At 66.1% G+C, this 20,924-nt stretch carries 8 protein-coding genes; 2 read left to right on the plus strand and 6 right to left on the minus strand.

The genetic code is table 11. The annotated features are described in order from the left end of the window. Positions 1-25: 25 nt before the first annotated feature. From U9978_RS14475 to U9978_RS14500, 6 genes are all read right to left on the minus strand, one after another. On the minus strand, positions 26-3,538 hold the full coding sequence (locus tag U9978_RS14475) for a hypothetical protein (protein WP_322761643.1): 3,513 nt from the start codon (positions 3,536-3,538) through the stop codon (positions 26-28). Further along, entirely contained in the window at positions 3,538-4,770 is a 1,233-nt protein-coding gene (locus tag U9978_RS14480; RefSeq protein ID WP_322761644.1) for a hypothetical protein, read from the minus strand. Before U9978_RS14480 ends, U9978_RS14475 begins: the two co-directional genes overlap by 1 nt. Then, complete coding sequence (locus tag U9978_RS14485; RefSeq protein WP_322761645.1) at positions 4,767-5,942, minus strand: protein kinase domain-containing protein; 1,176 nt, start codon at positions 5,940-5,942, stop codon at positions 4,767-4,769. Before U9978_RS14485 ends, U9978_RS14480 begins: the two co-directional genes overlap by 4 nt. Next, positions 5,939-8,764 carry a hypothetical protein gene (locus U9978_RS14490; protein WP_322761646.1) on the minus strand — a complete coding sequence of 942 codons (2,826 nt, stop codon included), beginning with the start codon at positions 8,762-8,764 and terminating at the stop codon, positions 5,939-5,941. Before U9978_RS14490 ends, U9978_RS14485 begins: the two co-directional genes overlap by 4 nt. After that, positions 8,761-12,351 (minus strand): tubulin-like doman-containing protein, encoded by a 3,591-nt coding sequence (locus U9978_RS14495; protein ID WP_322761647.1) that lies wholly within the window; start codon positions 12,349-12,351, stop codon positions 8,761-8,763. Before U9978_RS14495 ends, U9978_RS14490 begins: the two co-directional genes overlap by 4 nt. An 82-nt stretch (positions 12,352-12,433) precedes the next feature. Next, a complete protein-coding gene (locus U9978_RS14500; RefSeq protein ID WP_322761648.1) occupies positions 12,434-15,406 on the minus strand; it encodes a VWA domain-containing protein in 2,973 nt (990 codons plus the stop codon). A gap of 456 nt (positions 15,407-15,862) precedes the next feature. On the opposite strand from U9978_RS14500, the gene U9978_RS14505 reads away from it, so the two are divergent. Continuing rightward, entirely contained in the window at positions 15,863-18,199 is a 2,337-nt protein-coding gene (locus U9978_RS14505) for a vWA domain-containing protein (protein WP_322761649.1), read from the plus strand. Further along, complete coding sequence (locus U9978_RS14510; RefSeq protein WP_322761650.1) at positions 18,199-20,895, plus strand: KGGVGR-motif variant AAA ATPase; 2,697 nt, start codon at positions 18,199-18,201, stop codon at positions 20,893-20,895. The genes U9978_RS14505 and U9978_RS14510 overlap by 1 nt, the downstream gene beginning before the upstream one ends. Positions 20,896-20,924: the final 29 nt, after the last annotated feature.

Below are 20,924 nucleotides of genomic sequence, written 5' to 3' on the forward strand. Positions count from 1 at the left end.
CCGTGGGGAAACGAGCGGCGGTTTCTCAGCCGGCGCTGCCGAGAAGCGTCTTTGCGGCTCCGGTCGCGGCCTGCAGAACCGGGGTCGCGTCCGTCCCGGACCTGTCTTCGATGTACACGGCGACCGCAACCGTCGGTTTCTGAGCCGGAGCGAAGCCGACCGCCCATCCGGTGAAGCCGGCGTCACCGGCAGACCAACTGGTCATCAGCGCGATATCGGGGTTTCCTGCCGCCATCGCATCTCGTATCGCCTGTACTACATCCACGGTCAACGTTACGTCGCCGATCCGGATCGCACAGCTAGCCGGAGACACTTCGATGAAATGGGGGCAGGGCGCTGGCCTGCCGCTGCTCCCAGCAGCCAACGCGGACACCGCCACCGCCATCTGAAAGGGCGTGACCCGGATCGGAGCGTCAGCAGCAACCGCCGGGGTACCTCCGCAGCCCTCCCCCGGCAGTATCGACGATGCCACGATCTGCACGCCGTTCACCGGATGGCTGATTCCGTCGAACCCCAGATCACAGGCGATTGCCTGTGCCCGTGGCAGAAAACGCGCACCGAGCTGGGCCTGTAACGCCTTGAAACTTCCCGCGCAGGAATTTCTTACTATCGTCGAAAAATCCTTGCAGCCCAACGCTTCGGTCGCGTCCGCGTGAAGTCCGACGAGTCCGTTCTTGTCCATGGCGGCGGCGCTGAGGAGTGCAACGATCTCGCCAGGGTCCGCCGACACGCCGGTAGCGAGATTCGCATTGCCAGCGGCCTGACCGTGCGTGGCGATCGCCCGCACCCCGCCGTCCCTCGGGTCGATGACCACAACCGAACCATTGCGGCCGGTATGGTCGAGCGCCTCGGCAGCTTTATGCTGCAGGTCCTTGGAAACGGTCAGTCTGATTTCTTTTGGCAGTGACTGCGCTTGGGCCGCGTCTACCACGGCGTCGGCGAAGACAGCTGGAACATCCGGCGCTTGCCACACCCCATCATTGAAGACAACCTTCTTGAAGCTGCTGCCATCGACCCCGGTCACCGGAATACGACCCCCTCCGCCGCTCCGGCCGACCGTCAGTAATATAAAAGACACGATGACAACAATTATAATAAAAGCAATAACGATGACACGGAGCGGATTCGAAAAATCCACCCTCCGGCGTCGACCAGGAGGCGTCACATCGGTCGCGGAAGCCTCGGCACCCTGTTCCCGACCGCTGCGGGCGTCCTCTCCACGGTTGCTGGTCCATCCCGACCTCGCGGCCGGTCCGGGTTCCCTGTCATAAGCGTTTTGCCGCCAACTCTGCGGTGACTGGGCGGAAGGCGCCGAATCAGGATAGGGCCGTCCTGCCACGACAACGGCGTTTCCAGGCCCCTCGAACTGGGCCGGCTTTACGGCAGGCGGACGTTCCGTTGGGCGCTCCGTGACCGCGGCACGAGCACGGTCGAATGCCTGGTGCGCTTGTCTACGCAGTTCCTCGAGTTCCTGCGAGATCTCCGGATTGACCGACTCGCTAACCAGCCGGTAAATCCCCGCGACCAGGATTTCTATGATCTCCCGGTCCTGCCGACCAACGACAGTGACATCAGAAATTACCCTTTGAACAATTTCCCGACCGTATCGGACCCGCCTGCCACACTCGGTTCGAAGCACATCCTGGAACGCACGGTTCTGCTGATTGACGACATTTCTGCCACGGCGTCTCCCGACCTCGGCAAAGAGGAGGTCGCGCACGCCGTCGTCATCCGCGACAACGGAGGGTATCGGGAACGGACTGTCGCGGATGCGGCGAAGACATATCCAATGCAAGGTGGCGACGTGCGGGCCGGTCAGCCCACCGCCGAGCCGGATCATTTCGACAAGAAAGCCGATTATATCGGAAGACGACGGTTCCGCCGAACTAATCCGTTCCAATACCTCCCCGATGCTCCCCAGAAGCTGACTCTCGCACAGCTCGCGCACTTCCCTGGCCGCAGCGTCTTTCAACTCCTCTTGCTGCCGCGTCAGATGGCCCCGAAGGTCTTGGACCGCCGCGGTCAGCTCGGCTGCCTCCGCGGGAGGCCTCACATAGCTTGAATCAACCGTAGCCGCTGCGGCATTCACCGCTCCGAGCAGTTCGCTGATGACGTCGGATCGTCCCTTGAATATCGTGACGAACGTCCGGTCAACGACCTCCATAACACGTTTCGACAGTTGAACATCAACACCATCGGGACGGTGAAGAGAACCGAATGTCGAGGGAACGAAATCCTGATCCGGGGCGAATTTGAGCTGGCTGACCGCCCGTAGTCCGATTACATGGATACTCGTCAACCAGGCCATATCACGAATCATGTCGACAAGAATGTTGACGACCGCGATCCCGGTATCCGCCTCGTCCTGTACCCATTGGATCCCCGTTCCATACACGGCGATCACATGCTCCCTGATAGGCGGGGGATGCGGGGTCTGCCCCGGGCCTGCGGGTATTCCGGCCGGGGACGGGACCGGAGGTGGGGTTGATACCACGCCGGCCGGCATTTCGGTCGGGGCCGGCGGCAGCACGGGGAACGTGGCGGAGCGCGGGACAGCAGGCCCTTCCGGCGAGCCAAGCCATTCCAGTAGGCCGGAATTTTCTGTCAGCCACTCGCACCACCCGAGGGGATCCGCCGGATTGAACGCTTCCCGCACGATCTCGTCGAACATATGGCGATCGGCTCGGCGGGAAACCTTCACAAGAAGGCGAGCGGCGTCGGTGTATATTTGATGCGGATGCGGAGGCCGGCCGTCGAGGATGGTCAGACCCCCACCCTGCCAGGTGAACTTTTGAGTCGCGAATACCACCCGTGGCGCCGTATCTGCGGGTATGTTGTCTTTCTGCGAAGCCGAAAAGGAAAAACGCCTGACGAGGGCGCCGCAGCGATTGTTGTCCAGTGCCGCCAGCACATTCTGCAGCAGCTGGACCGCCTTGCCCGGCCCGACTCCCGGTACAAGTAGGTGATGGGCACGTTGAGCACTGTCAGGCTTTTCCAGGAAATCGACGACGATCCGCTCCAGAAAGATTTCGTAGTCGTCGTCGCCAACCGCCGGAACAACATAGGGGGCTTTCAGCGGCACCCGCTGCCGGGCACCTGCGGTCACGTACCAATGCTGATTAGGCTTGGTCGCCGGGTCGAAAGGCGTGCCCTCTGCCCAGCTCCAGTCGGCCAGCGCCAAGGCTACAGCGGCCGTGAGCTCGTCCGGCGAACCGATCAGCAGGAAACTGACGGTACCCTTTCGTGCCACGCTGCTGCCGGCGGTACGGTAACAAAGTATCGCCCGGTCTCTGCGGTTCAGATCCTGAGCGATCAAATAGCAGACGCTCGGCCCCCACCTGATGTCGGTACCCCTCGGTTCCCACCAGTGGCGGTAGGATTTGTGCCACCACTCGCGTTCGGGCGGTGGCAGGTTGGATTCCGCCGGAGTAAAACCGGAAAGACCGCCACCACGCCGCGGCGGGTCGTACCGGTAGACCAGATAGTCGACGGCAATGGAGGCTGGCATGTCCGGATCGGATACATTCGATCCGGACATCACCGGGCTCCGCCCTGTCCCGGCCGCTCAAAATCGCCACCGACGGCACGGGCCTCGTCACCCAGCATCCCACTCATGGCCAGGATCGCCGCCAGCGGATCGAGCACCCGCTTGGGTCGGACTCCCCGGGAGTATCTCTTGACGCCGACAGCGGATGCGTTCACGTCCCCATTCCGGGGCGACAGCGGCTCGACGGCCTCCGAACCGGTCGCTGAGACGAAATGCAGCGTCGCCCTGGAGAATACCGAATAAGGTCGCAGCCACGCCTGTGCATGGTTCTGGTGGAGGAAGGCGAAGGCGTCGGCGCTCTCCTCCCAGATCGTGGCCAGGTCGGGCTGCCGGGCCGACCGGTATGAGCTCAGGCCGTCCCTGCGCAGCCAGGACGAGACCGGCTGTTCGAACCTCCATCGATCACATTTGGTAATTGCGATGGCGACCGGTTTTTCCCGCGCGCCCTCCTGGTCACGGAAGCGATGCAGAACAGTGGCGAACGCCCGGTCACGCCGCAGTGGCCGGTTCCATCCGGTTGAGCCGTCGGCCGGATCCTTGATCGCGACATACGGATCGACTACAAAAATCAGTGCATCCATTGCCAGGATGAATTGTGTGTAGGGGCTTTTCTCCGCAAGAATCTCCCCCGAGATGTCGAAGAACGTCACCGCACGGGTCACACCCAGCTCGGGGTTGGAGAGCAGAAACGCGTCCTTGAACTCGGCGCCACTCGCCGACTCGCCGATCCCGTCGCTCTGAATCGCCTCCCCATCGTTGAACAACGGGTCGACGAACTCGCTGAGATAGTTTTCGTGGACGCCCGCGTCCACCGGGTCCACCCCCAGACCCAGTGTCTCCAGCCGGCCGTACTCGATCTCACCGACCATCGAGGCGAGCAGGTGGGACTTACCGCTCTCGGCGAAACCGACAAAGCCGATGACCAGCGGGCGGCCGTACTTCGCGTAGGCCGCCGGGAGATAATGTTCGATCTTGGAGCCGTCGTTGGCCGTCAGTTCACCGTCGTTGTCCGGGCAGCGTTTCCACGCGTCGAGCTCGCGATCCCGGCGCTTGATGGCCGACGTGGTCGCCGGGATCTCCAACGGGCGGTACCGCTCCGCGGCCACCGGGGTGTCGACCCGCTCATACAGCTGGCGCACCTCCTCCCAGACGAACTCGTTCAGGCAGATCGGGCAGCGAACCGTACGTCTGGGGGAGCGGAACCCGCCGTCATCCGTGGTCATGAGTGGTCACCAGAATAAGGGTCGAAGGTCGGAGCGGTCCGGCTCTTACTCCTGGACAGTTCGGCGAACCGCCGGCGCCCCTCCAGGAAACGAGGATCCGCCGTGACCGGTTCGGGGTAGGCGTCGACGGGCACGAAGTCCTGTTCGGCGCGCAGGTCCCGCATGAACAGCTCGATCAGCGGTCGGCCCGCAGGGGTTGGTTCGAAGATGCCCTGCAGGGTCCGGTCCAGACCGCCACCGACGGCGCGCAGGTCGGACGGCCCTGTCATCCCGGGCGGGAGCGGTCCCCCCACCACCTGGACGATCACCAGTCCGGCGCTCCAGAGGTCCGCGGCCGGATCCGCGGGGACACCGCCGTGGCGCGCCTCGGGCGCGGCCCAGCGCGGTGACGGAGCCGGGCCGGCCGGCTCACCGGTCAGCCGGGCGTGCTGGAAGTCAGTGATCTGCACCCGCGGGTCGTTCCAGCGGACCGTCCCCGGGGTGAGGTTGCGGTGCACGACCTTGGCGGCCTCCAGAATGCTCAGCGCCCGAAACAGGCTGGCCTGGAAGCTTTCGTACTTCATCGCCGACATCTTCCTGCTGAACCGGCCGGCGGGCTCACCTCGCTCGTGGAGCAGGATGAACGGCTCCTCAGCATCCGCGTCATAGCCGACCAACCTCGACAGCTCCGCCGGATAACGGGCCTCGCCGATCGTGCGCAGCAGATGCAGGCCGATCTGAATCTCGTTGTCGATGAGGTCGCAGTTGTCCGCGGTCACCTGATCTCTCGGCAGTATCTTCTGGACGAAATCCAGATTGGAATCCGGGTTGGTCAGCCGGCGCCGGCGGTACGGCGCGGACCGGGAAGGCGGGCGGACGGCGCCCGGCCGGCGCTGGCTGGGCTCCTCCCATTCCCCGAGCCGGATCCGAAGCTCCTCCCGCTCGCCGTAAGTCGTGACGTAGCTGAGTTCGGTCAGCGCGTCGGCGCGGCCCTGCGGCGACTCCTTGTACGGGCCACCGGTGGCACCGGACCCACCCGGTGACGAACCGTTGGTGCCGCGGCCGTCAGCACCAGCCGACTCGGCCCGGCCGGGCCGGCGTCCGCCGGGCGAGCCGGACGGGGCACCAGCGCCGGGCGAGGCCTCCGGTGGGTCGTCCGAAGCCTCCGGCGGCCTCCAATCGGGATGCGTCACAGCCGGCCCTCCACAGGCGTCTCGACCACACCGGAGCGCAACCGGACCAGGCGCAGCACGCCGGCGACCTGGCCGCCGGCCGTCCAGACCAGATCAGCACCAGGATGGGGAATATCAGGGCCGCCACCCAGCCCCGACCCCAGGCGGGTGGGGCCGCGGGCGAACAGCGCCTTGGCCGCCCGCGGCGCGAAACGGATCAGGTCCGCGCGTTCCGGTGCGACGTCGAGGTAACTCAGCTCCTCCGGCCCGCACAGCTGCTGGATGCCCGCGTCGAGCTTGGTGGCCCGCAGCACGTCGGCGACCCGGCGCGACTCGGTCCACACCGCGTCGACGAGCGCCGCGCGCCGCTCTCCCGACCGGGCGAACGGCGGAGCCTCATGCACACCCCGGCGGGCCAGATGTTCGGAGTAGACCTCCAGCAGCTGCCCGGACTCGATGGACACGTAGTTTGCCAGCGCGTCCGACGCACCCCGTTCAAGATCCTTCCAGCAGCGCCGGAGCACGGTCTGGATCAGATCAACCAGATCCTCCTGGACGACTCTGGCAATCTCACCTCGCTGGTCGCGCAGCAGGGTGGCGACCTCGACGTCGATGCCGGGCACCCCGCCCGGCTGGTCACCGATGGGATGATGGTCACGCAGCAGCATGGCGTGATCGGTCAACTTCGTCTGCATGTCGAGCAGCGCGCCGGTCAGCGCGTTGGTGATGTCGTGCGCCTCCCGCCGACTGTCGGCGAGCGCCCATTCGTACAGTGCCACCCGGCAGACCAACCTGCGGAGCTCCTCGACCACCACACCGGCCGTGCCGAGCTGTGGCTGCCAGCGTTTCGCCGCGGACACCCACGCCCACAGCGGCCACAGCAGCAGCCCGACCAACCCGAGTGCCGCAAGCCCCGTCTGGACCGACCCGGGCAGGTTCAACCTGCCAGACCACTGCAGATACCACCCCCCACCGGCCGCGGCCAGGGCGACCAGCACCAGCGCGACGAGGTCCAGCGCACCCGCTTCGTCCGGGCTGACCTGGCGGGCGTTCATCAGCAGCCAGGCACCCAGAACGACGACGACAACGATCGTCAACGCCGGAACGACGCTGACGACGGCTCCGGCGACACCGTCGAGCGGCGACCACAGCGCCGCCAGAAAGCAGAACAGGGCCACCGGGACGAGCACCCGTGGCGAGGCGAGGTTCAACCGCAGCGTGCCCGGGTTGTCAAGGTTGTCGAGGACGCTGTCCGGACAGATCCGATCCAGGTCGTCGATGTATTCCCGGCTCCCCCGCGGGTACAGCCGGCGCGCGATCCCGGACAGCCACTGGGACGCCTCGACGACAGAATGACCCGCGTCCAGGGCGTTGTCGGTGAGAACCCGCAGGCTGTCGACCACGGTCCGGGGCACGATGTCGGTGGGTCCCCGGGTCACCACGCCCAGCTCTTCCAGATGGTTACGCCGCGTCTGGTCGAGCCCACGGCTGCCGTCGATCTCGATGAACTCGATCCGCAGGTTCTCCCGCAACTCGGCGAGCCGGGCCGCAGCCTGTCGCATCGCGGACCAGACAACCATCCCCGGCTGATGGCCGCTGAACAGCACCCGCCAGCCACGCATGCTCGTCACTGCGGCGTCAGCGTCCGCGATCCGGCCTGCACACTCCCGCAGCAATGAGTCGATCAGGCCGTCGGGCCGCAGTACGGCGTCGGCGCGCCGGTCGGCCATCCCGAGCAGCAACGGCAACGGTCCGGTGAGGAGCTCCGGGGGTGGCTCACCCTCCTCGCCTGGTTCCGGGTTCGGGGCGAGCAGCCGGTCAAGCGCCCGTAACTGGGCGTCGGAGAGCACGCCGTCCTCAACCCTGCCGGCCACCGCACGCAGACCGGGCGCGGCGGTCGCGTCCGCCATGGAACCGACCCTTTCGGCGACCGCGTCGAACACCTCGTGCTGGCACAGGGCGTCCCGCAAGGCTGCGAGCGCCGGTGCGTCGTCGGGGTCGTCCAGGAGCGAGGGCAGGGACTGCGGCTGGGTCTGCCCCATGCCCCAGCCGACCCCCCGGGCGTCACTCACCCACAGCGTGGCCACCGGCGCGCGGAGGACGAACGGCTTGACCAGCGCGAGCCGGGCCGGATCGAGCCGCGAACCGGCACGCGAACCGGAGTCGCCCGCCCGGGAAGTACCGGCAGCGGCGGCGGCAGCAGTGGTGGCTGTGGTGGTGGCAGCGGAGCCGGCGCTTCCCCGCCCGGGACGGCTCCCGTGCCGGCCCCGGTCCGCGCCGGTGGAGCCGGGAGTCGTGTGAGCCGTATGAGCCGTGCCGGCCGAACGATCCGCCCACGCCCGGCCAGCGGCCGCCTCGCCTCGGCCCGGCCGGGCTGCGTAGCCTTCACGGCTCCCGGCGTGCGCATCGGTGTCGCGATGGCCGACGCTGGCCTCGCCACCGCCGAAATCGTCGTAGTCGAACTCGTCGTAGTCGGGATCCAGATCTGTCTCATCACTGTGGTCGGCATAGCCACGGCCGTCCGGGGATGCCTGATCATTATGATCGCCTCCGTCGGTCGAGCCGCCGCGCTCGGAGTTGGGCGGGCCGACAATCAGGCAGACGACCTGATTCACCGATCGGGCGGTGATGATCCGTTCAAGACCCGGGGCGTGTTCGACGAGCAGACGGGAATCGTCGATCAGCAGCACCCGCCCGGGATCGCTCTCCGCCACGCCCAGATCCCGCACGAATGCCCGCTGAATGTCGGAGAACCGCTCGACCATCATGATCTCCGCATAGCGAGTACGGAGATCGATTTCGACGACCGTCGGCGCGGCTCTACTCAGGGTCGACTCGGTCACGACCAGCTCTCATCGTCCGCTGAATAATCGTCAATCGGATAACTATCAGCCTGAAAACTGTCAGTCCGATTCTCCGACCGGTGGTCGAGCGCACCATAGTCACCGGCCTCGCGATCGTCCCCGGGACTTCCGGCTCCACCGCGGGCGGACCTGCCGCCGACATCCTTGTGGAGTTCGATCGCCCGCCGGCCGTCGTGGTTGTTGTCCCGCTGATAATCGTTCCGGCTCCGGCCGTACCCGGGTTCCGGGTCAGGTGCCGGGTCAGGATGACCACGCCCGCGGCGGCCACCTGCGCCCGCGCCGGCGCCATCGGGAGGGGTGTCCCAGCCCCCCTTTACGTGATCCACATCGTCCTGCCAGTGCTGGTCGTCCCGAGAATCCTCTTCCGGTCCGGGCCCGGTGCGGCCGTACTCCGGACGGTCGGACCCTGCGCGTGCGGGCACCGGGCCGGCGCCACGCGGCCGGCGTACAACCAACTCGTACAGCTCGACGAGGTTGGTACGGGCACGCAGCGAGACGTTCTCGAACGGCATCTCCATGGCCGTGTCGAAGGTCTTCGTCCAGAAGTCGTAGAGTTGACCCGCCCAGCCCCGGCTTCCCGACGGCAGGGTTCGGCGCATGTTGTCGAGCAGCGTGGCCTGCTCCCTGGCGAGGGTGAGCATCCGTAGGAAAAGCTCACTCGGCTGCTTCGTCCGACCGGACAGGCCCTCGGGCAGGGTCCGCATGAGCTGCTCGCAGAAATCACGCCTGATCTGCTCGTCGTCGGCGAGGGTCCAGTCCTCATACGCGCGCAATAGACTTCCCCACGAGGACGCCGGCTCGAACGGCGCCAGCGACAGGGTCATCGACACCATGTGCTCGTCGTCGTCGGCGAGCTGAACGCGTACCTGCGCCGGCGAGTCACGCTCACCACCCCGGGTACGGACGTTGCCGTTCCACATCGCGCACAGCAGATGATGCAGAATGCGGACCCGGTGCTCCTCGGTGGTGGCCAGCCAGCCGTAGTCGTAACCGACCCGCTGGCGCCATTTCAGGAAATCGTGCGGCTGCTCGTCGACCAGGGCGTCGGACCAGTGGTGCAGGATCTCCCGCAGCTCGGGGACCTCGGTGATGCTCATGGACGTCCGGAACAGCACCACCGCGATCGACTCGGCGTGGATCGGCCGGAACTCGACCACCATGTCGGGTTCCCGGGGAAGACGGATCTGTTCCCGCAGGAACCGTTCGATCGTCGGGTCGGCGCCGCCCGCCGGGTAGGAGATGAGCACCTTCAGCGCGCCCGATCCCTGCGGGGTGAAGTTCGCCGGAACCAGACCGTGGATCTTCGCCTGGAACTGGCGGACTTCATCGCTGACAGCAATCAGCGCCTCACGCCGCGCCGCACCGGCGAGCAGACTCGCCATCGTCGGCAGGAGGGCGTCCGCACCGGCGTTGGTCTCCTGCGTGAACAGCCGCTTGACCTCCTGCTTGAGACGCTCCCGGACGATCGCCACAGCCGCCGTCGGGCTACGGTCGATCGCCGCGGCCCAGGCTGGACGCCAGCCGTCGGCGCCGAGCAGCGCCGTGACCACGTCCGCCTCGGTCGCGGTGTTGCGGCCGTGGTCACGGCGGACAAACCGCTCGAGCACCGTCCGGTAGAAGGTCTCCATGTCGACCGGGGGCAGCAGGTAGGTCACACCGACCCGGTTGCGGTAAAGCTCGGCGCTGCGCTTGGCAAACATCCCCGGTTCGTTCTGCGCATGATCATCAAACGCGGCCGTGACCGCGCCGAGTTGCTGGCGTACCCGTTCGAAGGTGCGGCCCCAGCGGGTCGCCTGACCGGCCCACGCCGCGCTCCATGCCGACTGCGCCCGCCAGGTGAACCAGGCGTCCTGGGCCGCCAGGGTCTGCTGCACATACGGGTCGTCCCAGCGCAGTTTGCTCAGACCCAGCCGGCGGTCGCGAATGTCGGCCGGCTGCGGCGGGCTGAAGAAGATCCCGGACGGGGCGAACGGCTCCCGCCGGTAGTCGTCCAGCCGTCGGGCCACGCCGCCACGCTGCTCGTCGTAGTCAAGCCTGTTGTCACCGAGCAGGACCCGGCGGGTCCGGAACAGGTCGAACCGTCCGAGCAGGATGTCAACGGCCTTGGTCGGGTCGAATGCGGCGACCATGTCAGGCACGTCGGCCCGCAGCCGATCCTCGAGCGCGAAGACGCTGTCCTCCATCGCGCGAGCCCGGCTCCGGAGCACCCCGGTGATTTCCAGTGCCCCGCGCGTGGCCGAAACCTCGGTGAACGGCAGCGGTCGGCTGGACAGCAGTGGCTCGAGGTTGGCCGCCGCCATGAACTCCCCGATCGCCGGCTCGTTGTCCTCGCCGCTGCCGGGCACGATCTCGCCAAGCAGGTCGACCGCGCGCGCCAGCAGCCGGGAGGCGACGATGTCGGCTAGATCGTCCACGGGTACGTCCATCGACGCCACCAGGCTGGTCGACACGCCCCGCAGGCCGATACCGGACGGCGCGGGGACCTCGCGCTCCACGCCCCGGTTGATGAAGTCGTCGGCGAACGACTGGTAGAGCCGGTCACCCGCGCCGGCGCCGGTGGCGTCGACCTTGCCCGTCCCGACCAGCGACAGCATCAGCGACACGATCGAGCGGTGCAGGTCGTCGCGGCGGACACCGTAGCTGCCGCTGAACAGGAAGGCGGTCTGGATGGTAGCGGGCGCCAGCGCGGTCGCCTTCTCCTGACCCGGGTAGAGCACCCCGAGCGTTCCGGTGGTTCCGGTGGCGGTCAGCTCCGTGCCGGCGGTGGAACCGTTCTGGTCGTCCACCAGGCGGAACAGGTCGAGCAGGGCACGGCCGGCGTTGAGCCGGGCCCGGCGCCCACCGCCCATCCCCTCCTCGAACGCCGACGGCATGAGCACGAGCGGATAGATCTGCGCCCGGTAGTCGGTCCGCTGGAACGCCTCACCGATCAGATACAGATAGTCGTAGAAGATGCCGGCGCCGGTGCCGCCGGCAACGGAGAACGCGACGAAGACATCACAGGTCTGGCCGAACCGCCCGCCGAGCCGGGACAGCTCGTCGCCAGAGTTACCGATCATCCCGATCGCCCGCGCGATCGGCTGCTGCGCCGGCTCCAACCCGTTACGGAACGTTTCGAACAGGGCGGCCCGCCCGACCGTGGGCAGCTGCCCGGCACCACGGACCAGCGGCGCCACCCGTGGCTCCCCGGCGGGTGGCGGCACCCATCCCCGGATGAACTTTCGGGCGTTGGTCCGCAGGCTCAGCGCAACCTGTGGATAGGTGTCGAACCGGGGTACGAGTTCATGGGTGATGTGCTGGGTGTGCGCGACCGCGGCTTCGTGCTCCTCGCCCGGGACGACCCGGCCGCGGAGCTTGGTGAGCTCGCTCTCGTTCAGGTCGGCGTACACGAACTGGACGCAGGCCGGTAGCTGGTAGGGCAGATAACCCTGGCCGGGAACCCGGCCGATCAGGTCCCGGCCGTCCGGTCCGCACAGCTCGTTGCGGAGCCGGCGTTCCAGCTCGGCTCCGATGAGGCATCCGGTGCCCCCCAGACCGACGAACATCATCGGCTGGTAAATGTTCATGCGGACTCGCTCGCTTCCCTGTCAGATCGCCCACGACCGCGGGGCCCGGAGTCAGCCGTCGCCACACCGGCCGGTCCGGCTTTCATGACTGCTCGAAATCGTCGCCGAAGTGGTCCCGGTCGCGAGGCCTGCGACCGCCGTCACGACCGGGCTGGGTTATCTCGTCATGCAGGTCCGAGCTGCCCCGATCATCCGGAGAACCGGGATCATAACCGCCATACCGGCTCTGCCCGCCAGACCCGCCGTAGCCGCCGGACCCGCCGCGGTCGTCCGCCCGAGCCTGGCTGGCGGCGCGGTCGGACTCCCCGCGGCCGGGTCGCTGCCCGGTGTCCCGCTGCCCGGAATCCCGCCGGCCGGTCTCACGGATGTCATCAGGCCGACCGCCTGGTCGATCAGCACCGGGTCGGAAGCCGTCCTGCTGATAGCCGGTTCCCGTGCCGCCATCCGACGACGACCCGCGGCCGGGCCGGCTCCCCCCGCTCCGCCACGAGCCGGACTGCGCACCGCCGGGGGCGGACTGGCCGTAACCCCCGTCACCCCGACCGCCCCAACCGCCCTCTTGATCGCGGGATGCCCCCGGCGGGCGACCGAAACCGGCACCCGCGCCGGCCCTGTCCCGCCAGCCGCCTGCCGTCTGTCCGCGCCCAGCCCCGTCGGAGGCCGCACCGGCGCCGGCGTGAGCACGACCTGCACCACCCGCACCGGTCCGGAAACGGTTGCGTTCATTCGAGGAGCCGCGTCCGGCGCCGCCCGCGGCCCCGGCTGCCCCCGCCGCGCCTGCCGACCCCGCCGTTCCCGCGATACGGGCATCGAGGAAACCGAGCGCCAGTCCGTCCGCGATCGGTGTAGGCCTCCCACGCAACAGCGTGATCGTCGCGCCACCGGGCGTCCTGACGATGAGCTCGCCGCTGTCCCCGCGGCGCGCCTCATGGGCACTTTCCCGACCGTCGGCCAGATCGAGACGCGCCGACCTGCTCCGGGGGTCCCGGATCGCGAAGGAGAACCGGGTGGACGGTGTCGGCGGCGCGCGGAGTTTGTAGATCTCCGCGTCGTTTCGGTGCAGGACCATGGTGAGGTCGCGGACATCGCGACGGGCGAGGAAGGCCCGGCGCCGACCACGCAACCGGGCCACCGCTGTCAGCACCGCTACCAGCAACAGGATCCACAACCACCACAGGCGCTGGAGCAGCGGCGACGGGTAGGCGACATTCACCGTGAAGAAGCCCGTCGCGACGACGGTCGCGGGGTCGGCCACGTCGTACACGTCGAGCTCTCCGCTGGCCGGCCCGAGTTTCGTACCGGCGCGGAACTGGATCGTCAGTGCCTCTTGCGAGCGTCCGGAACCGTTGGTCTGGATTCTCGCCGGACTGAGCTCGGCAAGAGTGCCCGGGTCCAGATCGATCAGACGCAGCCCGAGAGTACGGGGCCTGCCGTCCGCCGTGTTGATGATGACCGTCCCACCCAGGGTGTCGCCCGGCGCGACCCGTCCGCCGTCAACGCTGATGTCGGCGGTGACCGGAGGCGGCCCCTTGGTGATCCGGGTGGTGAACGGTCGCTCGTCGCCGACGACACCGATCCCGTCGATGCGCCCGACGAACGTGAGATCACCGGTGGCGTTGGTCGGAACGGTGACCTGACCGGCGAACTCGCCGTCGTTCGCCCGTCGGTCGGGGCCCTTGCCGTCGTCGGCGACCGGAACGCTCTGGAGCGGCATTCCGTCACCAGATGCCTCGGCGTGGACCGTGAGCTTGCGCAGTTCGGCCGGGTCGGTGACCGCGTCGGCGCGGGTCTGTAGCCGCACCCGTACGTCGACGGTCTGGCCGGGTTGCGGTGCGGGCGGGGTGACCGCGATCGAGGAGCGGATGCGGCCCTGCCAGATCGCCGAGGCCGCAACCGTCGACGTGGGCACGCCCGCGGGTGCGGTCAGCCGCACCTTCCAGGTACCCGGGCGTGGGTCGCGGATGTGCAACGACTCGGCCGCCGCGTTCTCAGTTGTCGCCTGGAGCACCGAACCGTCGAAGTTCTGGCTCTGGCGTGGTACCTCCACCCCGCGCGGGTCGAAATAGGTGACCCTGACCTTGTCACTGCCCTTCAACACCACGATGGACCCGTCGGTACTGATGGGCGGGATGTCGACGGCCAGGTCAACGGACTCTCCGCCGGCGAGGGTGCCCTGGTCGAAAGCCGAGACGCCAGCGCACCGGGCCGACGCGAACGCCTGCAGCAATGCCTTGCCCACATCGCTGGATGACGTGTAGATGTTCGTCCGCGGCCTGGCGTCGACCGAACGGTTACAGGTCCCCTGAAAGCCGCCGGTGGCGTAGCCGTCGAGCGAGGCCATGTCGACGTTGCCGAAGCCGATCGGCCAGATCTGCACCTTGCCGTCACGGGCTTCATTGATCTTCTCGACTAGCTGCCGCTGTCCTTCAGCGTTACGCGTGGTGACGTCCGGACCGTACTGGGGACTCCCTGAGACGTCGAGCCGTCCATCGGTCAACAAGAAGATCATTTTAGGACGGTTGAGGGCATCCGGCGCGGCCAGGATGTCGAGGGCCTGGGCAAGCGCGGCTACGTGATCGGTGTTGTTACCTTCCTCGGCGGTTCGCCGGTGCAGCGTGCCGATACACCGGAGCAACTCCTGCTGATCACCCAACTGGTTGACGGTCGTCAGGGGGCATACCGGGTTGACCGCGCTCTGGCCCACTCTGCCCTCGGAGCTCCCGAAGCCCAGGACCGCGACCTGGGACTGCGGGGAGACGTCCGCGACGGCGATGACCGAGGCGGCGTTGCGTTCGTTGACGACGTCCTGGTCGGAGAGACTTCCGGACTCGTCAACAAGAACAACGACCCGCACCGGCTGGGTGGCCAGGTCATTGCCTGCGGCATTCGAGGCGGCGGTGCTCGGTAGCGCGCTCGGTAGCGCCTGGCCGCGGGCCGGGACAACCGTCCCGGCCAGGACGATGCCAACAGCTACCGCGCCGCCCATCAGGCGCGCTACCAGGGCAGGCGGCAGCCACGCCTGGCGACCTCGTACGCCCGATTGCTTTACAGCCAATGGACGCTCCCCCCGCGTGGTGGTCCATAGTGAATACCGATCCTACCGGAACGCACGCCAGTTTCCCGACCCGAGTGAATCTTGCACCTCCGCTTGGCCGGCTGTTTACCTAAAACGACACCCGCACTGTTGACACCCATTAACCCCGCAGACTCCAGACAGGGGCGGTCGCGACGCAACCCACCGACAACGATCTACCGATTGCGGAGTAGGTTCTCGTCGGGTATTGCTCGACTGGACAACGCCGGTACGGGGCAGTCGAGCCGGGAAGCGCAACGAACACACGATCCAATTACCATAAGTACACCAATGAACACTCAATGTGAATTCCGTCAAATGCCGAGATTCGAAGAGCTCCGGTGTCGACGGTGGCTATTGTCCGGTACGGTTTTCATCGCGGCGAGAGCTTGGCGCGGTGGGGTCCGGCGCCGACGGGGGTTAGGGATGGCCAGCCGAATGTCCACGGCACGCTTCGGGCGCGCACTGGCGGGGATCTGCATCACCGTCGCGATCGCCTTCTGGGCTGTACCTGTCAATGCGCAAACGCGCTCTCCCGACCCGGCCGCACCGGTGCCGAAAACATCGCCACAACCGGTCCGCGTCCAGATCCTGGTCGACGAATCCGCAAACGTGACGGTCGGCCAGATCGATTGGGAGAGGGATGCGGCCAAGAAGATCGCCGCATCGGCCCTGGCCGGCACACCGACAGGCGACTACCAGGTCGCGGTGGCCGGCTACGGGAGTGCGCCGCCACCGCCAGCGGAAGGAAAGCCCACCTTCGACCGGGTTTGTCCGTTTCAGGAAGCGGGCCTGTCCGCGACCGCGACCGCGACCACGACCGGTTCGTCGATCGCGGAGTGTCTCAAGGGCCTGCACCCACGCAAGGCCGCCGAAGGTAATGACTCCGACATCGCCGGGGCACTGAAGTTCTTCGAAGATGATCTGGTCCGCAACACGCCCCTCGGCACGCGGCGGGTGCTTGTCCTGTTCACCGGCGGTACGGCCAACAGGCGAAACCAGCTCGTGAACGCCGTCCCGACCGACTTGCGCACCAACCAGATCGAGGTGTGGCCACTGGGCTTCGGGTCCGCGGACGCAGCCAGCCTGGACGCGATCGCCCGCGGCGGTTTCCAGGGGTCGGGCACCTGCGAGCGGGATACGCCGTCCGTACACATGGCGGGTACAGGGGATGATCTCATCCCGGCGGCGACGGCGGTTGCCAGTGCTCTCACACCCCGAGCGCTGTGTCGGAGCGAAGCGAAACGGCGAATCCCGCTGCCGGCAACCGACGCGACGATCCGCGTACGGCACGAGGATCGTCTCACGTTCAACTTCTGCCAACCCCACCCCGTGGGCGGCCCGCAGGACTGTTCCGACAGCAGCTTCGTGAAGATCGGCAAGAAAACCCCGGACGGCTCCACCTTCGAGCGCCCCGCCGGCGCGGACGGGTACGACCGGCTACACGTCACCCGCCCGATGCCCGGCGAGTGGACAGTCGTCGCAACCGCGTCACCAGGTGGGCCACCGATCATGTTTGACGTCCAGGTGGAGTGGGAAGGTACGCCGCGTACCGCGATGCTGGTACGCCCGACCCCGCCACAACCCGGGCCGAACGGCGGCCCGCCCATGGTGAACGTGGAAGCACGCCTGTACACCCGGGCCGGTGCACTCGAGCTCCCGCGAGCGTTGGCGGGTGTGACCGCCCGGCTCACCGTCGACTACGGAACCGGAAGCCAGCCACCGGAAGAACTAGACGCCGCGCCCAGATTCGCCGCTGACGCCGGCGGCAGCGACATCATCGTCTTCTCCACGCACGCGCCCTTCAAGATTCCCGTGGCAGCCTCCGGCCCACTGACGTTCACAGCGACCGTCTCCTGGCCCGATGCCAAGGATCCCGCGCAGACTGCGATCATTTACGCCACCTCGATTCAAAAAATCTCGGAGGCCAAGAAAAACTCGGGGCCGACCGTCACCTTCCCGACCTTCAACGGCCCTCTCCCACGCGGCGGCTCGGTATCCGGCTATCTGACCGTCACCGGCAACTGGGGCAGGATCAGAGAAATTACTCTGTGCTCCCCGGAATCCTGGGCGGCCCTCGGGGTCACCATGGACACCGTCACCCTGCGTCCCAACGAGATGAAGGACGGTCAGCCGAAGCTCCTGACGATCCGCGCCGGTGACCACGCATCACTCGGCCCGACCGGCGGGATCATCGAGGCATTCGACCAGCCCGTCGGTTCCTGCCCGGATGACCGGCTCGGAAACTTCCGGCTGGGCGACCAGTTCGTCGCGCTGACCGTCGTCCCCTTCCCCGCCGACAGCCCCGTGAACGAATGGCTGGTAGCGTTCTTCGTCCTCGTCAGCCTCATCATCACGACCACCGTAGGCGCAGGCATCCTCGAATTCCGGAGCCGCATCACCCGACACGCCACGGTAGCCGGTCTTAAAATCAGTCTCTACCGTGACAACATCGCCTGCGATGTTCTGGAGCCGAGCGCTCCCGGAGAATCCACGATTTCTTTCGGAATCGACAATGTGGACGGCACGAGCCGTGGGGATCCGTCTTTCTCCACCGACGACGCCAATGTGAGCAGCGCCGGTCAGCGCTTCACGGTACAACGCAATGGACAGAACGGGATGATTCAATTGGAGCGCAATTCTCCACGGGAATCGGCCACGCACCCGGTCGGTGACAAGCTCGCCCATCTGCTGAACGAACGGGTCTACTTCATAATCGCGGACACCACGCAAAACGCAGCCACGACCGGTGCGACGTCCACCATGGAGCCCTGATGCCCGGGAAGATCGTCACTTTCTACTCCTTCAAGGGTGGCGTCGGCCGATCCATGTGCGTCGCCCAGGTCGCCTGGATACTCGCGTCGAACGGCAAAAAAGTTCTCGTGGTGGACTGGGATCTGGAGAGCCCCGGTCTCTACCGCTACTTCGAGCCCGTGCTGCCGCGGGCCGGCTACGGCACCGACGAGATAAGCGACCGCCCGGGCCTGCTGGAGGCCATGACCTACCTCGCCCCCTATATTTCTCGTGTAGCCGACGCAGGAAACTCGGCGAGCGCAGTCCTGGAAAAGAGAAGAAAGGAGTGCGACCAAGCCGAAGACAAGGCACGGGAACAACTTGTGAGATCCTGTTTTCCCATGTCGACCGACGGACTGTTCGACCTCAACGAGGAAATGCTGTTCATACTACCCGCCGGCATGGAGAATAGAGCAGACGGAAACGGCAATTCCTATCACGCCCGACTGGCCAAACTGGAATGGAGCAGCTTCTATACAAGAGGCGGCGGCGAATTCCTCAAAAGGACCTTTGAACACCTGCGCGACGAGTACGAGTACATACTCATCGACAGCCGGACCGGTTACAGCGGCACCGCCGAGGCATGCCTGCACGACTTTCCGGACACGGTCGTCTTCTGCTTTGCGATGAACAACCAGAACATCGAGGGTACCCGACGAAGAGCCTACGAGATCACACAATCGGGAAGGAACATAAAAATCTTGCTCCTACCCACTCGGGTCGACGGTTCCGACGGACTCAGGCTCGACGCCGCACAAGACCTCTATCATCGCGCCTTTAATAATCTGGTTCAATCATCGACACTGATTCCGCCGGCGGAGCGCGACACCTATCTGGAGGCTGTGGAAATTCCCTATGTCCCAGGCCTCGCTTTCAATGAGAAACTGCCACGACTCCCCGAGGCCAATCACGACGAATCCGACGCGGCGCCACTGGTGACCGCGTCGTGTGAGCGTCTCGCTGGCTATCTGACGGGTGGTGCGAATACTAAGCTGAGGATTAAGGACAAGAATCGGTGGGTGCAGCTGTCCAATCGGGAACCGTGGGACCCGATGACATTCTCCGACATCGTGGTCAGCTCCGCATATGGAGACTATAAATGGGCCGACTGGGTGACATGGCAGCTCGAGGAACGGGGGTTCCGTGTGAGCCGCCATCACGCGTCCAGGCCGGACGTAGACGACCTGGAAAGAATCTGGACGGACCAAGATCAAAAAATATGCCTCGTAGCACTCATGTCGCGCGAATACCAACGGTCCGCCTCCGCGGAGGCCGCCTGGGAATTGTTCTACCGGCAGCAGGACAGATTTAATCGTACAGTCGCGCTCTTGCCGGTGGCAGTCCGTAACCACACTGCGACCGGAATATTCACGCGTCGACGGGTGACCGCGAGCCTGATGGCGCACGATGAGGACGGCGCCCGGCGCGAGCTCTATGCCGCCCTCGGTGAGCCGGCTGGTGCCCGCGCTACCAACACGGCCCGCCGCCGTTATCCCCCGATATTTCCCGCCGAAGTGGCCCACATTCCTCGACGTGCCGCACAATCCGTCCCCGAGTTGCCGGTGGACGATCTGGAGCATTCCTATAATGAGGGCCGCTATCTGCTTGGCACAGAAGAGCAGATTGACACCGCGGTTGACAAACTGAGACAGTCCGCGAATGTGGCGAAGACAATCGGTCACACCTACGCCGAAGCGCGGGCCTGTCTCAGCATGGCGGTCGCGAGTCTCAGACAGGACGACTGGGCCGGTGCGGCCACGAGCCTTCGACGGGCGAACGACAATATAGCCCTACTTGAGCTCGACGGCGCCTTGGCGGAACAGATCACCGACGCGATCGGCATGGCAATGGAGAAAATGGGTGATCGACCGTCACTGGACAGACTGGGTGGGCCACTCGACGACAGGCGTCGCACCTGGGGCGAACTTGAGATCACTCGCTCCACCGCTGCGCGCTATGCCGAGAAGCACACCCGTCAGCACGCTGCGGCCGCGCTGCGCTTACTCGGAGATAACCAGGATGAGCGGGCCCGCGGTAATCTGGCGCTGGGACTCTTCTTTATCTTTGAAGATAATCTCGTCCGCGCCCGACAGAACCTCTCCCTTGCACGCGACCATTCACGCGAAAGTGACCCGATAACTCATTTTGTGGCGTTGACGGCACTTGCTGAAACCGCCCAGGACAGTGAATCCGGCGAAGAGTACTACCAAGAAGCCGCGAGGGCGGCGGTCGGCGACAGTCAGCAGATCATCGCCCATGTCAAGCTCGGTGATTTCGCGAAGAATCGAAATGATGATAATTACCACGTCCACTATGAGAACGCGGTCGGCGTCGCTGGCGGCAGAATTCTGATCTCGACCTACCTGTTACGGGCGCTGGAGCAGACCCGGCCCATCTGGCCGGCACCCAACAGGCTGCAACCAAGGCCTGACGGGCCGACCGACAAGGACGCTGAACGCGAAGCCTCCTGTATCGACCATGCGTTGAAAATCATCTCGATTTCACTGGAACTTAAAAACGAAAAAGCCGGCGAAGAACGGACCACGCTGGTCGAACGTCTCAGCGAGAGGGATAATGCGCTCGAAGTGATTAAAGCACGGCTGGTAGAACTCCGGGCACCCAACAGCCAGACGGTCGAGAAATTTGTCGGCGAAGCTTTTGGACCAGCCTCGAGGTAGCGGCACCGTCCAGTTCGGAATATTCACCC

The organism is Protofrankia sp. Cr2 (assembly GCF_963555885.1).
Taxonomy (GTDB): Bacteria; Actinomycetota; Actinomycetes; order Frankiales; family Frankiaceae; genus Protofrankia.